Raw genomic sequence first — 18,486 nt, 5'->3', positions numbered from 1 at the left:
ACCTATCGGAGACGCGCGTGGCCGGCGCCGTCGACGGCATCGGCGAAGCGGTGGGGGGGCGTCGGCGCGCTGTCGGCCGGCACGTTCGCGAAGCGGGAGATCGTCGACAGCGCGCGGCCCATCGTCGGCCCGTTGGCGATCGCGCTGATCTTGTCGGCGTATTTCGGGTCGGTCGCATAACCGGCGCGCTGCAGGGCGCCGGCGAAATGGCGCACGTCGGTGCCGGCATCGAGCGCTTCGCGGTAGCGCGGGCTGCGCTTGAGCAGCTGCACGTAGTCGGCGAAGCTCTCGGCCGGCGACGCGTAGGCGCGGAAGTCGGCGCGCTCGGAATGGCGCACGCCGTTGGTGTATTCGTGGGTGTTGGCGGCGGCGCGCTCGCCTTTCCAGCCGGTCGCCTTGATGCCGAACAGGTTGTGCGCGGTCGCGCCGTCGCCGCGCTGGATCATGCGCCGGCCCCAGCCGGTCTCGAGCGCCGCCTGGGCGACCAGCGCCCGCGCGTCGACGCCGAGTTCGCGCGCGGCGTCCTGCGCGTGCGACCAGATCGAGGCGACGAAACCTTCCGGCGTGCGTGCCCCGAGATGTTCGACGGCGGCGCGCGACGCGGCTTCGACGGCCTCGGGAATCCGGCCGACGGCGGTGCCGATCGACGACGCCGCGCGGCCGACCGTCTCGGCGGTCGCCTGGCCGCGGGCCATCAGCTGTTCGATGAAGCCGTCCATCGGCGACTGCATGGCGGCGTCCGGCGCATCCGAAGGCGCGCGACCCGATCCGCGCGTGTCGATGCCGGCGATCAGGTCGAGCGTGCGCGCGGTCGCGCTGTCGGGCAGCAGGTGGCCAATGCGGCTCGCGCCGGCGGCGGGCGCCAGGGTGGTGTCGAGCACCGGCGCCGGACCTGCGTCGCCACCGAGCTGGCGCGCGATCGATTTCGCCAGGCCCAGGCCGTCGCCCTCGGTCAGCGACTTGGCCAGTTTCTGGTCGTAGAGATCGCGGTAGAGCTGGTTCTCGCCCGGGAACAGCGCGTCGCCGAAGCTCGCGTCGCGCATGCTCTTGATCAGCATCTGCGCGAACACGCCTTCGAACTCGCGCGCCGCCTGGTCGATGCGCGTGGCATCGGGGCGGGTCGCGGGGGCGAGTTCGAGGGGCGCGGGCGCGATGCGCATGTCAGATGACCTCGAGCTCCGCGCGCAGCGCGCCGGCCTGCTTCAGCGCTTCGAGGATCGCGATCAGGTCGCCCGGCGCGGCGCCGACGGCGTTGACCGCGCGCACGATCTCGTCGAGCGAGGTGCCGCCGGCGAACTTGAACATGCGACTGCCGTCGGCGGCGATGTCGATGTCGGACTGTGGCGTCACGACGGTCTCGCCGCGGCCGAACGCCTCGGGCTGGCTGACGTTGAGGCTTTCGGTGATTGTCACGCTGAGCGAGCCGTGGGCGATCGCGGCCGGCAGCACCGAGACGTTCGAACCGATGACGACGGTGCCGGTGCGCGAATTGACGATGACCTTGGCCGGCGCCGTGCCCGGGCGGATCTGCACGTTCTCGACCTGGGCGAGGAAGTTGATCCGCGCGCCCGGATCGTCCGGCGCGCGCACGGCCACAGTGACGCCATCGACCGCACGCGCGGTGCCGGGGCCGAAGCGCGCGTCGAGCGCCGAGACCATGCTGGCCATCGTGCTGAAGTCGGCGCGGTTGAGATTCAGGGTCAGCTCGCCGTAGTCGCCGACGACGCCGGCGAGCGCACGCTCGACCATCGCACCGTTCGGAATCCGACCGACGCTGGGGATATTCACCGACACGCGCGAGCCGTCCCGGCCTTCGGCGCCGAAACCGCCGACCACCAGGCTGCCCTGGGCGATCGCGTAGATCTGCCCATCGGCGCCCTTCAGCGGCGCCATCAGCAGCGTGCCGCCGCGCAGCGACACCGCATTGGCGATCGAGGACACGGTGATGTCGATGGTCTGGCCCGGCTTGGCGAAGGCGGGCAGTTCGGCGTGGATCGCGACCGCGGCGACGTTCTTCAGCTGCGGGTTGACGTTCGTCGGCACCGTGACGCCCAGCTCGTTGAGCATGTTGCGCAGGCTCTGCACGGTGAAGGGCGCCTGGCTCGTGCGGTCGCCGCTGCCGTCGAGGCCGACGACGAGGCCGTAGCCGACCAGCGCATTGCCGCGCACGCCGCCCACGGAGGCGAGGTCCTTGATGCGTTCCTGGGCGGATGCGGGCGCGAGCAGCGTGGCCGCCAGGGCGAGCGCGACGAACAGGCGGAGCAGGGAGGCGGTGCGCATGGCGGGGCTCAGTAGGGGGCCAGACGGGAATTGAAGAACCGGCCGAGCCAGCCCATCGAATTGGACTGCGCGATCGCGCCGCGTCCGCCGTAGGCGATACGGGCGTCGGCGACGCGGCTCGACGGGATGGTGTTGTCGGGGCCGATGTCCGCGGGTCGCACGATGCCCTGCACCTGGACCAGTTCGTTGCCCTGGTTGAGGCGCATCTGCTTGCTGCCCTCGACGACGAGGTTGCCGTTGGGCAGGCGCTGGATGACGGTCACCGTGACGCTGCCCTGCAGGCGGTTGCTCTGGGTGCTGCGGCCGTTGCCGTCGAAATCGCGCGCGCCGGCGGCCGACGCGCTGAGGATGTCGCGCCCATTGAGCGTGACCGGCGCACCGAAGACGTTCGGCGCGCCGATGTCGAGGCTGCTTTCCTTGCCGATCTGGGTCCCGGCTGCGGTCTGCGCGGTGGTGGATTCCACCAGCTGGATCGTCAGCAGGTCGCCGACATCGCGCGCACGCCGGTCGCCGAACAGCGACAGCCCGCCGCCGCCCTGGTAGATGGCGCCCTGGTAGATCGCGCCCTGGGTCGCCTGCCCATATGGCACCACCGCCGGCGGCGTCGCCACCATGGCCGGGAACGGGCGTACGTCGCCGGCCGCCACGCAGGCGGTCAGCAGAACGGGCAGGACCAGCGCCAGCGGGGCGATGGGGAGATGGCGGAACGGGAGACGGGTCATGACGGCACTCAGACGTTGTTGTTGAGGTAGCCCAGCATCGAGTCGGTCGCCGAGATCGCCTTGGCGTTCATCTCGTAGGCGCGCTGGGTCTCGATCATGCTGACCAGCTCCTCGACGACGTTGACGTTGCTGCCTTCCAGCGCGCCCTGTTCGATCAGGCCCAGGCCGTTGAGGCCGGGCGTGCCGTTCTGGGCCGGGCCGGAGGCCGTGGTTTCCAGATACAGGTTCTCGCCGCGGGCCTGCAGGCCCGCGGGATTGATGAAGTCGGTGATGGTGAGCGCGCCGATCTCGATGCCCTGCGCTTCGCCCGCGATCTGCGCGGTGATCGTGCCGTCCTGGCCGATGGTCATCGACTGCGCGCCTTCCGGGATCTGGATGCCGGGCTGGACCGCGAACCCGCTCGAGGTCACCAGCTCGCCCTGCGGGCTGATCTGGAAGCTGCCGTCGCGGGTGTAGGCCGAGGTGCCGTCGGGCAGCATGACCTCGAAGAAGCCGCGGCCGTTGACCATGACGTCGAGCGCGCGGCCGGTCTGCTGCGGGTTGCCCTGGGCGAAGTCCTTGGCGGTCGAGACCACGCGCACGCCGGTGCCGAGCTGCAGGCCCGACGGAAGCTGGGTCTGCGCCGACGTCGCGCCGCCGGGCTGGCGCACCTGCTGGTACAGCAGGTCCTCGAAATTGGCGCGGTCGCGCTTGAAGCCGGTGGTGTTGGTGTTGGCGAGGTTGTTGGACACGACCGACATGCGCGTCTGCTGCGCGTCCAGTCCGGTCTTCGCCACCCACAGAGCCTGGTTCATCGGTCGTTCCTCGGTGCGGGCGCATCGGCGCCGTCGAAAGGACTGTTGCAATCGCCGTGCCAGGACGCGCGGAATCCGGGAATCGAGGCAACGGAGCGACGACGCCTCGCCCTTCGTTCGCAGGCGTGCGCCCGCGCGTGAGGGGCATGAGCTGCCGGACCTCGCCGCGCGCGAAAAGGGGGGCGCGTTCGCGCTCCGGTGAACGCTGGCGCGCCCGGCTCAGCCGCCGAGGCGCAGCAGGCTGTTCGCGGCCTGGGCGTTGTCGTCGCCGCGCTGGATCAGCTTCACCTGCATCTCGAACTGCCGCTGCAGCTGGATCATCTGCACCAGCGCGCCGGTGGTGTCGACGTTGCTGCCTTCCAGCGTGCCCGTCGCCATGACGTCGCCGGGGGCCTGCGCCAACGGCAGCTGCGGGTCGACGTTGCGCATCAGGCCGTCGAGGCCGCGCGCCAGGCGCTCCGGGGTCGCGTCGACCACGCGCAGGCGGCCGAGCACGGCCAGCGTCTGCGGGCCTTCGCCCAGCGGCACGATCGACACGGTGCCGTCCTGGCCGATCTCCATCGCCTGGTGCGGCGGCACGGTGAACGGCATGCCGTTCTCGTCGATCAGCGGATGGCCGCCGGCGGTGACCAGCTGGCCGTTCGGGGTCAGCGACAGATTTCCGGCGCGGGTATAGGCCTCGCCGCCGTCGGGCGACTGCACCGCGAGCCAGCGATCAGGACGCAGCGACACGTCGAGCGCGTTGCCGGTCACGCGCTGGGTGCCCAGGCGGCTGTTGAAACCCTGGTCGATGTGCATCGCGTCGATGCGCGACGCATGCTCGCCGCCCGGGATCCGGTAGGCCTGGGTGTTCGACAGCGCCGCCTTGAAGCCGGCGGTGTCGGCGTTGGCGAGGTTGTGCGCGACCGTGCCCTGCGCCTGCAGGGTCGAGCGGGCACCGCTCATCGCGACGTAGAGGGCTTTGTCCATGGCGGCCGGCGTCCGGGTTCGAAGGAAGAAAAGCCGGTCGCGCGGGCCGGGCGCCTAGGGGACGCCCGACGCCGCGCGCCGGAGACCCGCGGTCATCAGCGGATGTTGATGACCGTCTGGGTGACCTGGTCCTGCGTCGAGATCATCTGGGCGTTGGCCTGGAAGTTGCGCTGGGACACGATCATGCTGACCAGCTGCTCGGTCAGGTCGACCGTCGACGATTCCAGCGCGCCGGACTGGATCTGGCCGAAGTCCGAGCTGTCGGGCACGCCGGTGCGCGGCGCGCCGGATGCGTAGCTCTCGCCCCAGGCGTTGTTGCCTTCTTTCTGCAGGCCCTGCGGGTTGACGAACGTCGTCAACGCGACCTGGCCCAGCGCGGTGTCGGCACCGTTGGAATACCGCGCGAACACCACGCCATCGGCGGAGATGCTGATCTCGTTGAGCTTGCCGGACGCGTAGCCGTCCTGGTTGTTGTTGCGCAGCTGGAAGCCGCTGCCGTACTGGGTGGAGCCGGTGACGTCGAGGGTGAGATCCATCGAGCCGGCGCCGGTCGGCGGCGCGAACGCGCCGAGCGCGATGCGGCCGTCGGCGGGCGTGACCAGCGAGCCGGTGTCGGAGAACTGCAGCGTCGCCGGCGTGCCGACCGGCGCACCGTCGACATAGCTGTGGACGGCCCACTCGTTGGGATTCGCGGTCTTGACGAAGTACGAGGTCTGCACGTGGGCCACGCCCAGCGAATCGAACACGGTCACGCCGCCGCTCGAGGCGTTGTAGCTGTTGGGCTCGGACGGATCGAAGGCGGCGATGGTCGGCGGCTGTGCATTGCCGGGCAGGGTGAACGACAGGTCCACGCCGGTCGTCGCGCGCGGCGGGCTGTCGGTCGTCAGCAGCTGCAGGTCGGTCAGGCGGCCGATGTCGAAGCCGCCCTGGTCGTTCGGCGGATAGACCTGCAGGCGCGCGCCTTCCGGCGTGCCGATGAAGCCCTGGTTGTCGGTCTGGAAGTTGCCGGCGCGGCTGTAGAGGCGGGCGCCGTTCTGGTTGAGGGTGAAGAAGCCCTCGCCGTCGACGGCCATGTCGAGGTTGCGGCCGGTCGGGTTGATGTTGCCCTGCGAGAACTGCTGCGCGACGTTGCTGAGCTTCACGCCCGAACCGATCGCGTTGCGCGACAGGCCGTAGGCGGTGCTGGAGAACAGGTCGGCGAATTCCGCGCGCGACTCCTTGAAGCCGGTCGTGTTGACGTTGGCGATGTTGTTGGCGGTGACGTTGAGATCGGCACTGGCGGCGTTGATCCCGGACAACGAGGTATTGAAGCTCATGACAGACTCCGTGGAAGGCGTGCGCGGTACAGGAAGGAAGGCGTCAGTTGACGCGCAGGACGTAGCCGATCGGCGCCGTGCCGAGGCCGTGCAGATCGAGGTAGAGGCCGTCGGATCCGACCGACACGCTGTCGACCTTGGCCTTGACGTAGGTGCTCAGCGTGGTGGTCTCGCCGGCGCTGCTGGCGTGCTTGGCGGTGATGCCGTAGGTGCCCGCGGGCAGGCGCTCGCCGGCGGTGTTGGTGCCGTCCCAGGCGAAGGCGACTTCGCCCGCGGCGGTCGCCGGCACGCTGAACTGGCGCACCGGCGTGCCGTTGGCGTCGGTGACCTCGAAGGTCACGTTGCCCGGCCCGTTCACCGCGACCAGACCCGTGGTCTCGCCTTCGGCCGGCAGCGCCAGCTTCGCCGACGGCAGCACGACCTCGCGGCCGACCATCGTCGCGCCGCGCAGCAGCTGGTCGCTGGCCATCGCGCCCGAGAAGCCGTTGACGCTGCTGTTGAGGTCCTGGATGCCCTGGACCGTCGAGAACTGCGCCAGCTGGCCGAGGAACGCGCTGTTCTCCATGGGCTTGAGCGGATCCTGGTGCTTGAGCTGCTCGGTCATCAGGCGCAGGAAATCCGCCTGGCCGAGGGACTCGTCCTTCTTCGCGTCGGGCGTGCCGGCGTTGCCGGTCAGGCCGAGGCTGCTGTAGATGTCGCTGCCGATCGTGCTCATGCGTGCTCCGGGCCTCAGCGGCCCATGCTCAGGGTGGCGACCGCCAGTTCCTTGGCGGTGTTCAGCATCTCGACGCCGGCCTGGTAGCTGCGCGAGGCGGAAATCATGTTGACCATCTGCGAGACCGGGTCGACGTCGGGCGAGTAGACGTAGCCCTGTTCGTCGGCCAGCGGATGGCCGGGTTCGTAGCGCTGGATCGGTGGGTTGTCGCGCTCGACGATGCCGGCGACCTGCACGCCGGTCAGGGCGGGGTCGCTGCCGTGCGCGGTCGCGCGGAACACCGGTTCGAGCGGCTTGTAGACCTGGTCGGGCGATCCGGCGACGGAATCGGCGTTGGCGAGGTTGCTGGCCAGCGTGCTCAGGCGCACGGACTGCGCCTGCAGCGCGGAGCCGGCGACGTCGAAGATCGGCAGGTTGCTCATGGCTTACTGTCCCGTGATGGCGGTCAGGAGGGTGCGGACCTTCGACTCGAGGAAGCTCAGCGAGGCGCGGTATTCGAGCGCCGCACGGCCGTAGGCGGCGCGCTCGGCATCGGGGTCGACGCTGTTGCCGTCGAGACTGGCCTGGGCGGCGACGCGGGCGATCGCGAAAGGCTCCATGGCGTCGCTGCCGGGCAAGGGGATGTGGTTGCCGCGCAGGCCGTCCAGCGGCTGCGGGCCGGCTTCGCGGGTGCGGGCGGCATTGGCGAGGGCGGCATTGAAGTCGAGGTCGCGCGCCTGGTAGCCGGGCGTGTCGGCGTTCGCCAGGTTGCTGGCGATCAGCTTCATGCGCTGCTCGCGCAACGGCAGCGCATCGGCCTGGAGCCCGAGGTAGGACGAGATCGGATTGGACATGGACGGACTCCCTGCAACGCCTGCCCGATGCGCTGCAAGCGGCGTGCCACGACGGCGTACGGTAGGGGCGGGAGCGGGTCCGGGCCGCGGGCGATCCCCCGGCGCGGTGGTGTCCGGCGCGTGCCGTGGCGCGGGCCGCCAGGCCTCAGCTGCGCGGGACGTGGGTCCCGCCGGCGGCCTCGGCGACCTCGTGCAGCCGGCGCAGGACCTCGTCGGCGAGATCGTGCGGGCTGTACTTGGCGACGAAGGCGTCGGCGCCGACGCTCTGCACCATCGAGGTGTTGAACACGCCCGACAGCGAGGTGTGCAGCAGCACGTACAGGTCCGCCAGGCCGGGATGGCGACGGATTTCGGTCGTCAGGGTGTAGCCGTCCATCGCCGGCATCTCGATGTCGGACACGATCATCGCGTAGCGCTGAGACGGCGGCTCGCCCGAGGCGTGCAGCTGCAAGAGGTGGTCCAGCGCCTGGCGGCCGTCCGACAGCAGGCTGACGCCGACGCCGAGCTGGTCGAGCACGCTGCGGATCTGCTGGCGCGCGACGCGGGAATCGTCGACCACCAGCACCTGCATCGGCGGGGCGTCGGCGGGCAGGGCGTAGTCGGCCGACAGGTCGGCGTCCATGCGCGCCTGGGAAATGTCGGCCAGCACGCTTTCCACGTCGATGACCTGGATCAGCTCGTTCTGGTAGCGCGTCACCGCGGTCAGGTAACTGCCTTCGCTGCCGAGGTCGGGCGGCGGCAGGATGTCCTCGACGGCGATGTTGACGATCCGCTCGACGCCGCTGACCAGGAAGCCCTGCACCGAGCGGTTGAACTCGGTGACCACCAGATAGGGCGGCAGCTCGTCGCCGTCGCGCTCGGGATGGCCGATCACCCGGCCCAGGTCCAGCACCGGCACGCTGCGGCCGCGCACGTCGGCGACGCCGGCGAACTGCATCGGCAGGCCGGGCACGCGGAACAGCAAGGGCCGGCGCAGCACTTCCTGCACCTTGAAGACGTTGACGCCAAAAATTTGGCGGCCGCCGAGACGGAACAGCAGCAGCGCCAACCGGTTGTGGCCGGCGAGGCGGGTGCGTTGGTCGATGCGGTCGAGAAGATCCTGCGGCATGGTCCCCGTATCGGCCCGATGGACGGGGACTTGAGACGCGGATCCGGCACGCCGCTTGCAACGGGACGGCTGTCCAGTTCCCGGGAAATCGCGGCATGTCGTCCACTCCGAACAGCTCCTTCCACGCCCGCCTCGTCCAGCGTGTCGCCCTGGTGCTGGGCCTGTCCCTGGCCGGCGCGGCGGTGGCGTCGCCGTTCCAGTCGGTCGAGTCGATCCAGGCCGCGGCCGTGGCCGCGGTCGGCGCGGGCGATGCGGAGGCCACGCTCGACGCGGCGCTGCGCATGCCGGCCTGCCCGCAGGCGCTGGAGGCGCGGCGCGCCAGCGCCGGCACCGTCGAGGTCGGCTGCCCGGATGCGTGGCGTCTCTATGTGCCGGTGCGCGTGCGCCGCAGCCAGACCGTGCTGGTGCTCGCGCGGGGCGTGGCCCCCGGTGAGACGATCACCGCCGACCTCTTCATCGCCGAGCAGCGGGACACCAGCCGCATCGCCGGCGCCGCGGTCGCGGATCCGGCCGATGCGGTCGGCCGCGCCGCGCGGCGTATGCTGGCCGCCGGCAGCGTGCTGACCGCGAACGACCTCGTCGCCCCGCGTCTGGTGCGCCGCGGCGACACCATCGCGCTCGTCTCGCGCAATGCCGGCGTCGAAGTCCGCATGGCGGGCCGTGCGCTCGGCGATGCCGGCGCCAGCGAGCGGGTCAGCGTCGAGAACCTGTCGTCGCGCCGCGTGGTGCAGGGCGTCGTCGGCCCGTCGGGCGACGTGGTGGTCGGCCTGTGACCGCCGCGACATCGGCACTAAAGCTTCCCGGGGACCGGCCGATACCGGCAACGTACCCAATCATGGCCCGCGTGCCAGGATGTTTCCCATGACCCAGAAGATCGATGGATTCCAGGCGCCGGCCGTCCGCGGCACCTCGCCGCTGTCGCCCGCGCAGACGCCCCGCGCCGGCGAAGCCCGCGACAAGCCCGTCGAGGCCGCCGCCGCCGGCGACAGCCTGCGCCTGACCGGCGAAGCCGCGAGCCTGCAGGCGCTGCAGCGCGACATGTCGACCGGCCCGGCCGTCGACGAAGCCCGCGTCCAGGCCGTCCGCGACGCGCTGGCCGCCGGCACGTACCGCATCGACCCCGGCGCGATCGCCGCGGGCATGCTCGACCTCGACGCCCAGCTGGGCGGCTGATGTCCGACGCGCAGGCCAGCATCGAGCGGCTTGCCCGTGCCCTCGCGGACGAACGCGAGGCACTGCTCGGCCACGACGTCGAGGCCCTGCTGCGCTCGACCCAGGACAAGATCGTCGCGTTGCGCGCGCTCGAGTTCTGCACGGCCAGCGAACTCGCCGGCCCGCTCGAGGAACTGGCCGAGCTCAACCGCGCCAACGGCGCGCTGCTGGCGCGGCGCCGGCGCGAGGTCAACTGGGCGCTGCGGCACCTGGGCCGGGTCGAAAGCGCGCCCGGCTACGACGCGCTGGGCCGCACCGATGTGGCCTGCCGCAGCCGCGCCCTCGCGGTGGCCTGAGCGCCCCGGCGGCGCGCGGTCTAGAATCGGAGCGCCCCGCGTTCCGGAATCCGCCGCGCCGTGTCCCAGTCCCCAACGGCTTCGACGCCACACGCCGACCCCATGATCACCTCGGTCCTGTCCCGCATCGAGGAAGGCGTTCTCGTCTACGGCGATGACGGCTGCCTGCTGTACGCCAACCCGGTCGGCGAGGCGCTGCAACGGCTGCATCCCGCGTGGTCGGGCGCCGACGCGCTGGGCGACCTGCTGCCGGCCGAGGCGCTGGCGCAGGCCCGCGAGGGCGGCAGCTGGAGCGACCGCATCGCCTTCGGTGACATCGGCCTGGTCACGGTCGGGCTGTACAAGCTCGCCGCGCCGGACGGCCGCTACCTGCTGCTGCTGCAGGACCCGCGCCGCGGCCGCAAGGACGACGACGAACTGCTGCAGCGCCACGAAGAACTCAACCTGCGCTTCAACACCGCGCAGGAGCAGCTGCTGCAGGCCGAGAAGCTCGCGTCGATCGGCCAGCTCGCCGCCGGCGTCGCGCACGAGATCAACAATCCCATCGGCTACGTGCATTCCAACCTCGGCAGCCTGCAGGAATACATCGGCAACCTGTTCGCCCTGGTCGACGTCTACGAGCGGGCGCTGTGCACCGACGATCCGCACGCGATGCGCGAGGAGATCGACGCCACGCGCGAGCGGCTGGACATCGATTTCATCAGCCGCGACCTGCCGCAGCTGCTCAGCGAGTCGCGGCAGGGCATCGAGCGGGTGACGCGGATCGTGCGCGACCTGCGCGATTTCTCGCGGTCCGATCGCGAACACGCCTGGCGCCTGGCGGACCTGCACGCCGGCCTCGATTCGACGATCAACATCGTCTGGAACGAGCTGCGCTACAAGGCCACGCTGGAGAAGGAATACGGCACGCTGCCGATGATCGAATGCCTGCATTCGGAGTTGAACCAGGTCTTCATGAACCTGCTGCTCAACGCCGGCCAGGCGATCCAGGAGCAGGGCACGATCACCGTGCGCACCGGCCACGAAGGCGGCCAGGTGTGGGTGGAGTTCGCCGACACCGGCGGCGGCATTCCGCCCGAGGCGCTGCAGCGCGTGTTCGATCCGTTCTTCACCACCAAGCCGGTCGGCAAGGGCACGGGGCTGGGCCTGTCGATCTCCTACGGCATCGTCGCCAAGCACCACGGCCGCATCGAGGTCGACAGCACGCCGGGCGTCGGCAGCCGCTTCCGCGTGGTGCTGCCGGTGCGCCAGCCGCAGGTCGAAGCCTGAGCCGACGCGCGCCTCAGGCGCGCTGGCTTTCGTAGGTGCGGAACGCCTGCAGGATGTGCTCGCGCAGTGCGTTGTCGTCCCAGGGCTTGGTCAGGAACCGGTAGATCGCGCCGCGGTTGATCGCATCGGTCACCGTCGCGAGGTCGGTATAGCCCGACAGCACCAGGCGGATCGTGTCGGGATAGAGCACCTTCACCCGGCCCAGGAATTCGGTGCCGTCCATCTCCGACATCCGCTGGTCCGACAGGATCACCTGCACGTCGTTGGTCGCCAGCAGGCCGAAGGCGTCGCGGACGTTGCCGGTGGCGAGCACGCGGTAGCCGTCGCGGCGGAACAGGCGCACCAGCGCACGCAGCACGTTCTCCTCGTCGTCGACCAGCAGCAGGGTGCGGTCGGACTGGGTCGCGGTGAACAGCTCGGGCCGCAGGTAGCGTCGCCGCAGCGCCTGGCCCGCGGCATCGGCGCTCATCGGTTCGCCAAACAGATAGCCCTGGAAGTAGTCGCAGTCGGCGCGCCGTAAAAAGCCCAGCTGCGCCTCGGTCTCCACGCCGTTGGCGATGACCTTCATGCCCAGCTGGTGGCCCATCGCGATCAGGGCGCGCACGATCGCGGTCTCGCGGCTGCCGGCCGGCGCCGCATTGATGAAACTGCGGTCGATCTTGAGGATGTCGGCCGGATAGCGGACCAGCGCGCCGAGACTGGCGTCGCCGGTGCCGAAGTTGTCGAGCGTCACGCCGATGCCTTCGTGGCGCAGCACCGACACCGCCCGGTACACGCCTTCGATGTTGGTCGTGAGCGCGCGTTCGTTGAGCTCGAGCACCAGCGACGAGGTCGGCAGGCCGGCCTGCTGCATGCGCGCCAGCAGCCGGTCGACGAACTCGGGATGCAGCAGCTGCTGGGTGGTCACGTTGATGCCGACGAAGAAATCGTCGAAACCCTGTTCGCGCCACGCGCGGATCTGCGCGACCACGCGTTCGCACATCCAGTCGCCGATCTGCAGCATCGCGCCGATGCGCTCGGCGGTCGGCAGGAAACGTTCCGGCAACAGCAGGCCGAGCGTCGGCGACTGCCAGCGCAGCAGCGCCTCCATGCCGATCACGCGGCCGTCGCGCGCACTGATCTTGGGCTGGTAGCGCAGGCGGAACTCGCCGTTGGGCAGCGCGTCGAGGATCTTGCGGGCGATGCCGCTTTCGCCCTGGTGCGGACTGCGCTCCATCGGCGCGCTGGTGTGCATCTGCACGTGCGCGTTCGAGGAATGCGACGCCTGGCGCACGGCGGTCTCGGCCAGATGCAGCAGCCGCGACGCCTCGGTCGCGTGCGCGGGGCAAAGGCTGATGCCGACCTTGGCATCGAGGAACAGCGCGTAGGGCAGCAGTTCCAGCGGCCGCTCGATCTCCTCGACCAGCTCGCGGCCCAGCGCCTCGGCCTCGGCTTCCGCCGCGGCCGCATCGCGGGCGGCCAGCATCGCCGCGGCGATGAACTCGTCGCTGCCGTGCCGCCAGACGGTGCCGCGATCGCCGAGCCGCGCCTGCAGGCGTGCGCCGACGGCATCCAGCGCGGCGTCGCCGATGTCGAAGCCCATGTTCTGGTTCACCGACGCGAAGTGGTCGATGTCCAGATGCAGCAGCACCAGCGACGTGCCCTGCGCCACGGTGTCGTCGAGCATCGCCGTCAGGACGGGGTGCGCGGCGCCCAGGCGGGCGAGGGGAACGGGGCGGTCTGGCATCGCGTGATTCTAGTGGTGTCGCGCGCGGCTGGCGTGGCGCGTCGACGCGGCGACGCGCGAGGGATACGGCAGCCAGGCCTCGATGCGCGTGCCCTGGCGCGGCGCGGACGAGACCGTGAGGTGGCCGCCGACGCCCTGGGCGCGTTCGCGCATGATCACCACGCCCAGGCCGCGCGCGGCATCGGGCTGGAAACCGGCGCCGTCGTCGTCGACGTGCAGGCGCAGGCCGCCGCCGCCATCGACCAGGCGCAGCGCGACGCGCCGCGCGCGCGCATGCCGGACGATGTTGGTCAGCGCTTCCTGGGCGATCCGGAAGCAGGCCTGTTCGACCTCGCGCGCGGGACGCTCGGCCAGTTCGGCGATGTCGAGTTCGACGGCGAGGTCGGCGCCGCGCAGCATCCGTGCCGCATGCCAGCGCAGCGCCGCTTCGAGGCCGAGCGCATCGAGCTGCGGTGGCCGCAGCAGCACCGAGATGTCGCGCAGCTTCTCCAGCGTCGCATCGGCGACCAGCAGGATGTCCTCGAGATCGTCGCGCCGCCGCTCGGGATCGGGTTCGTCGAGCACGTTGCCGGCGGAGAGCTTGATCGCCGTGACCGACTGGCCGATGTCGTCGTGCAACTCGCGCGAGAGGGCGCGGCGCTCGTCCTCCTGCACGGTGAAGATGCGCGCGGCCAGCGCCTGCAGTTCGTCGTTGCGCGCGGCGAGGTCGTCGCGCATGCGTTCCACGTCGCTGAGGTCGCGCACGGCCAGCAACAGGTAGGCTTCGCCGGCATCGCGCATGTGGCTGGCGGTCAGCGCCGCGTGGAACCCGCTGCCGTCCTCGCGGCGCATGCGCCGTGGCGGCGCATCCGGGCCCGGGTGGTCCTGGTCCAGCCAGTCGCGGAAAGCCGCGGCATCGTCGGCGAAGACGAGCGCGTCCAGCGCCAGCCCGACCATCGCCGCATCGCGGTGTCCGAAGGCCGCGACGGCCGCCGGATTCGCATACAGAACCCGCCCGTCGGCGAGCAGCAAGACGCCATCGGGCAGCACGCGCATCAGGTCGCGACGCGCGGCATCGCGCACATCGCCGTCGCGCGGCATCGGCCCGCGGGGCGACGCCTCCGGTCGCGGGCGCGCGTCATCCGCGCCAGACGGCGCCGCAGTGGCTGCAGGCAGCGCCGGCGTGTCGGCAGGCACGGCCAGCAGCCGCTGCGTCGCCCGCCGCCACCACAGGGCCACGCCGAGCGCAGCCAGCGCCATCCAGGCGACCGCGATGAGAGTCTGCCAGCGCGCATCGTCGGCGACGGCGACGATCGCCACGAGCGCCGGCGCCCACAGCACCGGCATCACCAGGAGTCCGCGCCGGTGGAGGCGGTCGATCCGATGCTGCAGCGCACGCGCCTGCTGGCGTGTGGCGGCTGTGGCGTTGTCTCCGCAGCGCATGCGCGCGGTTACTCCTGTCGTCTCCTGCCGATCGAGTCTAACCGCGATGCACGGCGGCGACTCAACTTCCTCCCGGGGGCGCCGTTAACGACCGAGGAACCACGCCGCGGTCGTGGCGGGGCCGCAACGGAGCGCAGCGACAAGATGGATGCCGGCGTCATCTCGAGTCTCTTCGATCATCCGGTGTCGGACGGTCTGCTGCTGCTCGATCACGACGGCCGCTGCCTGCAGGCCAATCCGGCGGCGGCCCGGCGTGGGCTGGACCGGCTGGTCGAGCGCCATTCGCCGTCGCTGGAACTGCTCTACGACCGCCTGCGCAACGGCGAGCGCACCGTCGCCTGCGAACTGCCCGACGCGGCCAGGCCGCTGCGCGGGAGACTGCGTGCGATCTCGCTCGACGGGGACGCGCCGGTCGCGTTCTCGCTGAGCATCCAGCTGACCGACGATGTCGACGACTGGCTGCAGGCGGCCGAGTCCGGCGGCCACGCGCTGTGGGCCTGGGATGTCCGCACCGACGCCTTCGTCGGCACCGGCACCTGGTATGCGCTGATCGGCCAGCCCGAGGGCACGCCGGCGACCTTCGAGGACATGGAGCGCCAGGTCCATCCCGACGACCGGCCGCGCCTGCGCGAGACCATCCGTGCCTATCTCGCCGGGCACACGTCCAGCTACGCCTGCGACTACCGCTGCCGGCACGGTGAGGCCTGGCGCTGGGTGCGTGCCAGCGGACGCATCACCGCCCGCGACGCGCAGCACGCGCCGCTGAAAATGACCGGCTCGCTGACGGTCGTCGACGACCAGAAGCTGCTGGAACAGCGCCTGCGCGAGCAGCGTCGCCTGGTCGAGGACACCCAGCGGCTCGCCGGCATGTCGAGCTGGAGCTGGGACGCCGCCGCCGATCGCGTGCAGTGCGCGCCCGAATTGCGGGCGCGGATCGGACTGGGCGATGCATTGCCCATCCGCGCGTGGCTGCGCAGTTGCCATCGCGACCAGTTCGCGCTGCTGCGGCGCCTGTGGCGCAGCCGGTCGCCGGCGCCTCCGGTGCGCTGCACCTGCAGCTGTGGGCCTCGCCGCAGGGCGGGTCACCGGGCCGTCCGGCACGCATCCTCGCGCAGCTGCAGGACATCACCGTCCAGCGTCAGGCCGATGCCGATGCACGCCGGCGCGCCGAGCTGCTGCGCCGGGTCGCCGAACTGGGGCGCATCGGCGGCTGCGAGATCGATGCCGAAACGCGCGAGCTGCAGTGGACCGGCGAATGCGCGGGCCTGCACGGGCGCGAGGGCCAGTCGCTGTCGCTCGAGGAACTGCTCGGCCACTACACGACCGAATCCTGCGACAGCCTGCAGGAGGCGATGCACCGGGTGGCGAGCGGGGCGCCGGCGGAGACCCTGGAGCTGTGCTTCTACCGCCCCGACGGCCAGCAGGTCTGGACCCAGGCCGTCGTCGATTTCCAGCGCGATGCCGGCACGCGACCACGCTACCTCGTGCTGTTCCGCGACATCTCGCGCGAACGCGCGGCCAGCGCCCGCATCGAACGCCTGGCGCACTACGACACCCTGACCGGCCTGCCCAACCGCACCCGCCTGCGCGAGGACATCGAAACCGTGCTCGCCTGCGAGCCGGCGCGCTACCAGGCGCTGCTGCTGCTCGACATCGCCGGCTTCGGCGGCATCAACGAAGCGCACGGGCATGCAGCCGGCGACGCGCTGCTCAAAAGCGTCGCCGCACGATTGCACATGCTGCTCGACGCCGGCGACCTGTTCGGCCGGGTCGGCGCGGACGAGTTCGCGGTGCTGCTGCGGCAGGGCGACCGCCGCCACGACACCGCGGCTGCGGCGCAGCGGATCGTCGACGACCTGTCGGTGCCGGTGCCGCTGGGCGACGAGCTGCTGCGCTTCGGCATCAATGCCGGCATCGCGCCCATCCCGCAGGACATCGGCTTCGACGAACTGCTGCGCGCCGCCGGCGTCGCCCTGCACGGCGCGCGACACGGCGGCCGCAACCGCATCGAGCTCTACAGTCCCGACGCCTGGCAGCGCACGCGCCGGCGACTGGACGTCGAACACGCGCTGCGCGGCGCGCTGGAGCACGAGGAATTCACGCTCGCCTACCAGCCGCTCATCGACATCACCCGGCGCCGCGTCTCGGGCGTCGAAGCACTGCTGCGCTGGCACCCCGCGGGCCTGGGCCCGTGCGGGCCGGAGGAGTTCATCCCGATCGCGGAAGCGTCGGGCGACATCGGCGCGATCGGCGACTGGGTGCTGCGCGAGGCCTGTCGCCAGGCGTCGGCCTGGGACGCGCTGGGCATCGAGTTCGGCCGCATGTCGGTCAACGTGTCGGTCGTGCAGCTGCGCGATCCCGGCTTCGCCGCGCGCGTACTGGCGATCTGCGCCGATACCGGCCTGGCGCCGGCGCGGTTGGAACTGGAACTCACCGAATCGACCCTGCTGCGCGACAGCGAGGCGATGCGCGACTGCTTCGAGATCCTGGTCGCGGCCGGTGTGGCGTTGGCGATCGACGACTTCGGCACCGGGTTCTCCAGCCTCAGCTATCTGAGCCGCTTCCCGATCAACCGGCTGAAGATCGACCGCAGCTTCATCGCCGATCTCGGCGGGTCGCGCGGCGCGATCGAGGTGACGCGCGCGATCATCCAACTCGGCAAGGCGCTGCGCATGCAGGTGCTGGCCGAGGGCGTGGAATCGATGGACGACGAGCGCACGCTGCTCGATTACGGCTGCGACGAGGTGCAGGGTTTCCTGTACTCGCGGCCGCTGCCCCCGCGCGACATGGCGCGCTGGCTCAAGGCGCAGCCCGACCTGGTCGGCAACCGGCTCTGATCGGCGCAGGACACACCGTGCCGGTAGGCACGGCGTGCGGATCAGAAAGGCATGTCGTCGACGTCAACGCGATCCAGGCGACGCCCGACACGCGACAGGCCGCTTGCGCGGCCTGTCGGTCGATCGGGACCACCGGGCGTCAGTGTGCGCCGCGCAGGTCCCGCAGTTCGCTCGGCTGCGCCGCGAAATAGGCGGCGAGGTCGGCGATCTGCTGGTCGGTCAGGTTCGCGGCCTGCTGCGACATCAGCGCGTGATCGCGCGTGCCGTCGCGGTACTGCTGCAGCGCGTGCGCGAGGTAGTCGCGGAACTGGCCGCCGATCTTGGGATAGGTCGGGTCCAGCGGCACGTTGCCGGCGGCGCCGTGGCAGTCGATGCAGGTCTGGCCGGTCGCTTCGCTCTTGATCAGCGAGGCCTGCTGGCCGGCGTCGACGTTGCCGCGCGGCAGGCCGGCGGACGAGCCCGAGGTCGCGGCGTGTTCGGCCTGTGCTTCGGGATCCGGGCTGCCACCGCAGGCGGCGAGCAGCGCGGCCGCCAGGGCGACGGACAGGGTCTGGGCGATCAGGCGCAGGGGACGGCTCACGGCTTCAGCTCCGACAGGAAGGCGGCGATATCGGCGATGTCCTGGTCCGAGAAACTCTGGGCCTGGGCCTCCATCGTCGGGTGACGGCGGGTGCCGCGCTGGTACTCGTGCAGCGCGTTGACCAGGTATTCGGCGGACTGGCCGCCGATCTTGGGCACGTGGTAGTGCGGATACACGTTGCGGTAGCCGTCGATGCCGTGGCAGCCCTGGCAGGTGTAGGCAAGCGACTTGCCGGTGGCGGCATCGCCCACCGGACGGGCCGCGGTGGCCGTCGTCGCAGCCGGCGCGGTGGCGGTGGAGGGCGATGAATCCTGGGCCGACGCCTGGGCCGAACACACGGCGAGGGCGGCGAAACAGGCGATCGTCAGCGGTCGCGTCATAATGGGTATCCGCAATCCTGAATGGCT

General features: G+C 71.0%; 19 protein-coding genes and 1 pseudogene. 6 read left to right on the top strand and 14 right to left on the bottom strand.

Translation table 11 applies throughout. The annotated features are described in order from the left end of the window. Positions 1-2: 2 nt before the first annotated feature. The 10 genes from flgJ to CJ022_RS16485 all read right to left on the bottom strand — a co-directional run bounded on the left by flgJ (position 3) and on the right by CJ022_RS16485 (position 8,737). Positions 3-1,160, bottom strand: coding sequence for a flagellar assembly peptidoglycan hydrolase FlgJ (flgJ, locus tag CJ022_RS16530; protein ID WP_101927724.1), 1,158 nt, complete (start codon positions 1,158-1,160; stop codon positions 3-5). A 1-nt stretch (position 1,161) separates the two neighbouring features. Further along, a complete protein-coding gene (locus tag CJ022_RS16525) occupies positions 1,162-2,280 on the bottom strand; it encodes a flagellar basal body P-ring protein FlgI (RefSeq protein WP_101927723.1) in 1,119 nt (372 codons plus the stop codon). Positions 2,281-2,288: 8 nt separating this feature from the next. Beyond that, positions 2,289-3,002 carry a flagellar basal body L-ring protein FlgH gene (gene flgH, locus CJ022_RS16520; RefSeq protein ID WP_101927722.1) on the bottom strand — a complete coding sequence of 238 codons (714 nt, stop codon included), beginning with the start codon at positions 3,000-3,002 and terminating at the stop codon, positions 2,289-2,291. A gap of 8 nt (positions 3,003-3,010) precedes the next feature. Continuing rightward, positions 3,011-3,796, bottom strand: coding sequence for a flagellar basal-body rod protein FlgG (flgG, locus tag CJ022_RS16515; RefSeq protein WP_101927721.1), 786 nt, complete (start codon positions 3,794-3,796; stop codon positions 3,011-3,013). Positions 3,797-4,015: 219 nt separating this feature from the next. After that, on the bottom strand, positions 4,016-4,765 hold the full coding sequence (locus CJ022_RS16510) for a flagellar basal body rod protein FlgF (RefSeq protein ID WP_101927720.1): 750 nt from the start codon (positions 4,763-4,765) through the stop codon (positions 4,016-4,018). A 95-nt stretch (positions 4,766-4,860) separates the two neighbouring features. Further along, positions 4,861-6,081 carry a flagellar hook protein FlgE gene (flgE, locus tag CJ022_RS16505; RefSeq protein WP_101927719.1) on the bottom strand — a complete coding sequence of 407 codons (1,221 nt, stop codon included), beginning with the start codon at positions 6,079-6,081 and terminating at the stop codon, positions 4,861-4,863. A 43-nt stretch (positions 6,082-6,124) separates the two neighbouring features. After that, positions 6,125-6,796 (bottom strand): flagellar hook capping FlgD N-terminal domain-containing protein, encoded by a 672-nt coding sequence (locus CJ022_RS16500; RefSeq protein ID WP_101927718.1) that lies wholly within the window; start codon positions 6,794-6,796, stop codon positions 6,125-6,127. 14 nt (positions 6,797-6,810) lie between these two features. Continuing rightward, positions 6,811-7,218, bottom strand: coding sequence for a flagellar basal body rod protein FlgC (flgC, locus tag CJ022_RS16495; RefSeq protein ID WP_101927717.1), 408 nt, complete (start codon positions 7,216-7,218; stop codon positions 6,811-6,813). A 3-nt stretch (positions 7,219-7,221) separates the two neighbouring features. Further along, positions 7,222-7,629, bottom strand: coding sequence for a flagellar basal body rod protein FlgB (gene flgB, locus CJ022_RS16490; protein WP_101927716.1), 408 nt, complete (start codon positions 7,627-7,629; stop codon positions 7,222-7,224). A 145-nt stretch (positions 7,630-7,774) separates the two neighbouring features. Then, a complete protein-coding gene (locus tag CJ022_RS16485; RefSeq protein WP_101927715.1) occupies positions 7,775-8,737 on the bottom strand; it encodes a chemotaxis protein in 963 nt (320 codons plus the stop codon). A 95-nt stretch (positions 8,738-8,832) separates the two neighbouring features. On the opposite strand from CJ022_RS16485, the gene flgA reads away from it, so the two are divergent. The 4 genes from flgA to CJ022_RS16465 all read left to right on the top strand — a co-directional run bounded on the left by flgA (position 8,833) and on the right by CJ022_RS16465 (position 11,514). Further along, positions 8,833-9,510, top strand: coding sequence for a flagellar basal body P-ring formation chaperone FlgA (flgA, locus tag CJ022_RS16480; protein WP_101927714.1), 678 nt, complete (start codon positions 8,833-8,835; stop codon positions 9,508-9,510). Positions 9,511-9,598: 88 nt separating this feature from the next. Beyond that, positions 9,599-9,910, top strand: a complete 312-nt coding sequence (gene flgM / locus CJ022_RS16475; protein WP_101927713.1) for a flagellar biosynthesis anti-sigma factor FlgM — start codon at positions 9,599-9,601, stop codon at positions 9,908-9,910. After that, on the top strand, positions 9,910-10,245 hold the full coding sequence (locus CJ022_RS16470) for a flagellar protein FlgN (RefSeq protein ID WP_101927712.1): 336 nt from the start codon (positions 9,910-9,912) through the stop codon (positions 10,243-10,245). The genes flgM and CJ022_RS16470 overlap by 1 nt, the downstream gene beginning before the upstream one ends. Positions 10,246-10,347: 102 nt before the next feature. Then, positions 10,348-11,514 (top strand): ATP-binding protein, encoded by a 1,167-nt coding sequence (locus CJ022_RS16465; protein ID WP_101927711.1) that lies wholly within the window; start codon positions 10,348-10,350, stop codon positions 11,512-11,514. Between the two features lie 13 nt (positions 11,515-11,527). On the opposite strand, the gene CJ022_RS16460 is transcribed toward CJ022_RS16465, so the two are convergent. Both CJ022_RS16460 and CJ022_RS16455 read right to left on the bottom strand, forming a co-directional pair. Further along, positions 11,528-13,240 (bottom strand): EAL domain-containing protein, encoded by a 1,713-nt coding sequence (locus CJ022_RS16460; protein WP_233198856.1) that lies wholly within the window; start codon positions 13,238-13,240, stop codon positions 11,528-11,530. Between the two features lie 9 nt (positions 13,241-13,249). Next, positions 13,250-14,662 carry a sensor histidine kinase gene (locus CJ022_RS16455; RefSeq protein ID WP_101927709.1) on the bottom strand — a complete coding sequence of 471 codons (1,413 nt, stop codon included), beginning with the start codon at positions 14,660-14,662 and terminating at the stop codon, positions 13,250-13,252. On the opposite strand from CJ022_RS16455, the pseudogene CJ022_RS17720 reads away from it, so the two are divergent. Further along, a pseudogene (locus tag CJ022_RS17720) lies at positions 14,603-15,379 on the top strand (PAS domain-containing protein); the annotation flags it as partial. The gene CJ022_RS16455 and the pseudogene CJ022_RS17720 sit on opposite strands and share 60 nt — an antisense overlap. Positions 15,380-15,675: 296 nt before the next feature. Further along, the gene (locus CJ022_RS16450) at positions 15,676-17,499 is read left to right on the top strand and encodes a putative bifunctional diguanylate cyclase/phosphodiesterase (protein WP_233198854.1); all 1,824 of its coding nucleotides are present in this window, start codon (positions 15,676-15,678) and stop codon (positions 17,497-17,499) included. A gap of 139 nt (positions 17,500-17,638) precedes the next feature. On the opposite strand, the gene CJ022_RS16445 is transcribed toward CJ022_RS16450, so the two are convergent. Next, the gene (locus tag CJ022_RS16445; protein WP_233198853.1) at positions 17,639-18,079 is read right to left on the bottom strand and encodes a c-type cytochrome; all 441 of its coding nucleotides are present in this window, start codon (positions 18,077-18,079) and stop codon (positions 17,639-17,641) included. Next, positions 18,076-18,459: a c-type cytochrome gene (locus CJ022_RS16440; RefSeq protein WP_101927708.1), complete on the bottom strand. Its 384-nt coding sequence runs from the start codon at positions 18,457-18,459 to the stop codon at positions 18,076-18,078. Before CJ022_RS16440 ends, CJ022_RS16445 begins: the two co-directional genes overlap by 4 nt. Between the last annotated feature and the right edge of the window lie 27 nt (positions 18,460-18,486).

The sequence above is a fragment of the Luteimonas rhizosphaerae genome, from assembly GCF_002849595.1.
Classification (GTDB): domain Bacteria; phylum Pseudomonadota; class Gammaproteobacteria; order Xanthomonadales; family Xanthomonadaceae; genus Luteimonas; species Luteimonas cellulosilyticus.
Note: the sequence above shows the minus strand (reverse complement) of the source record. Positions and strands in the feature narration are given on the sequence as shown.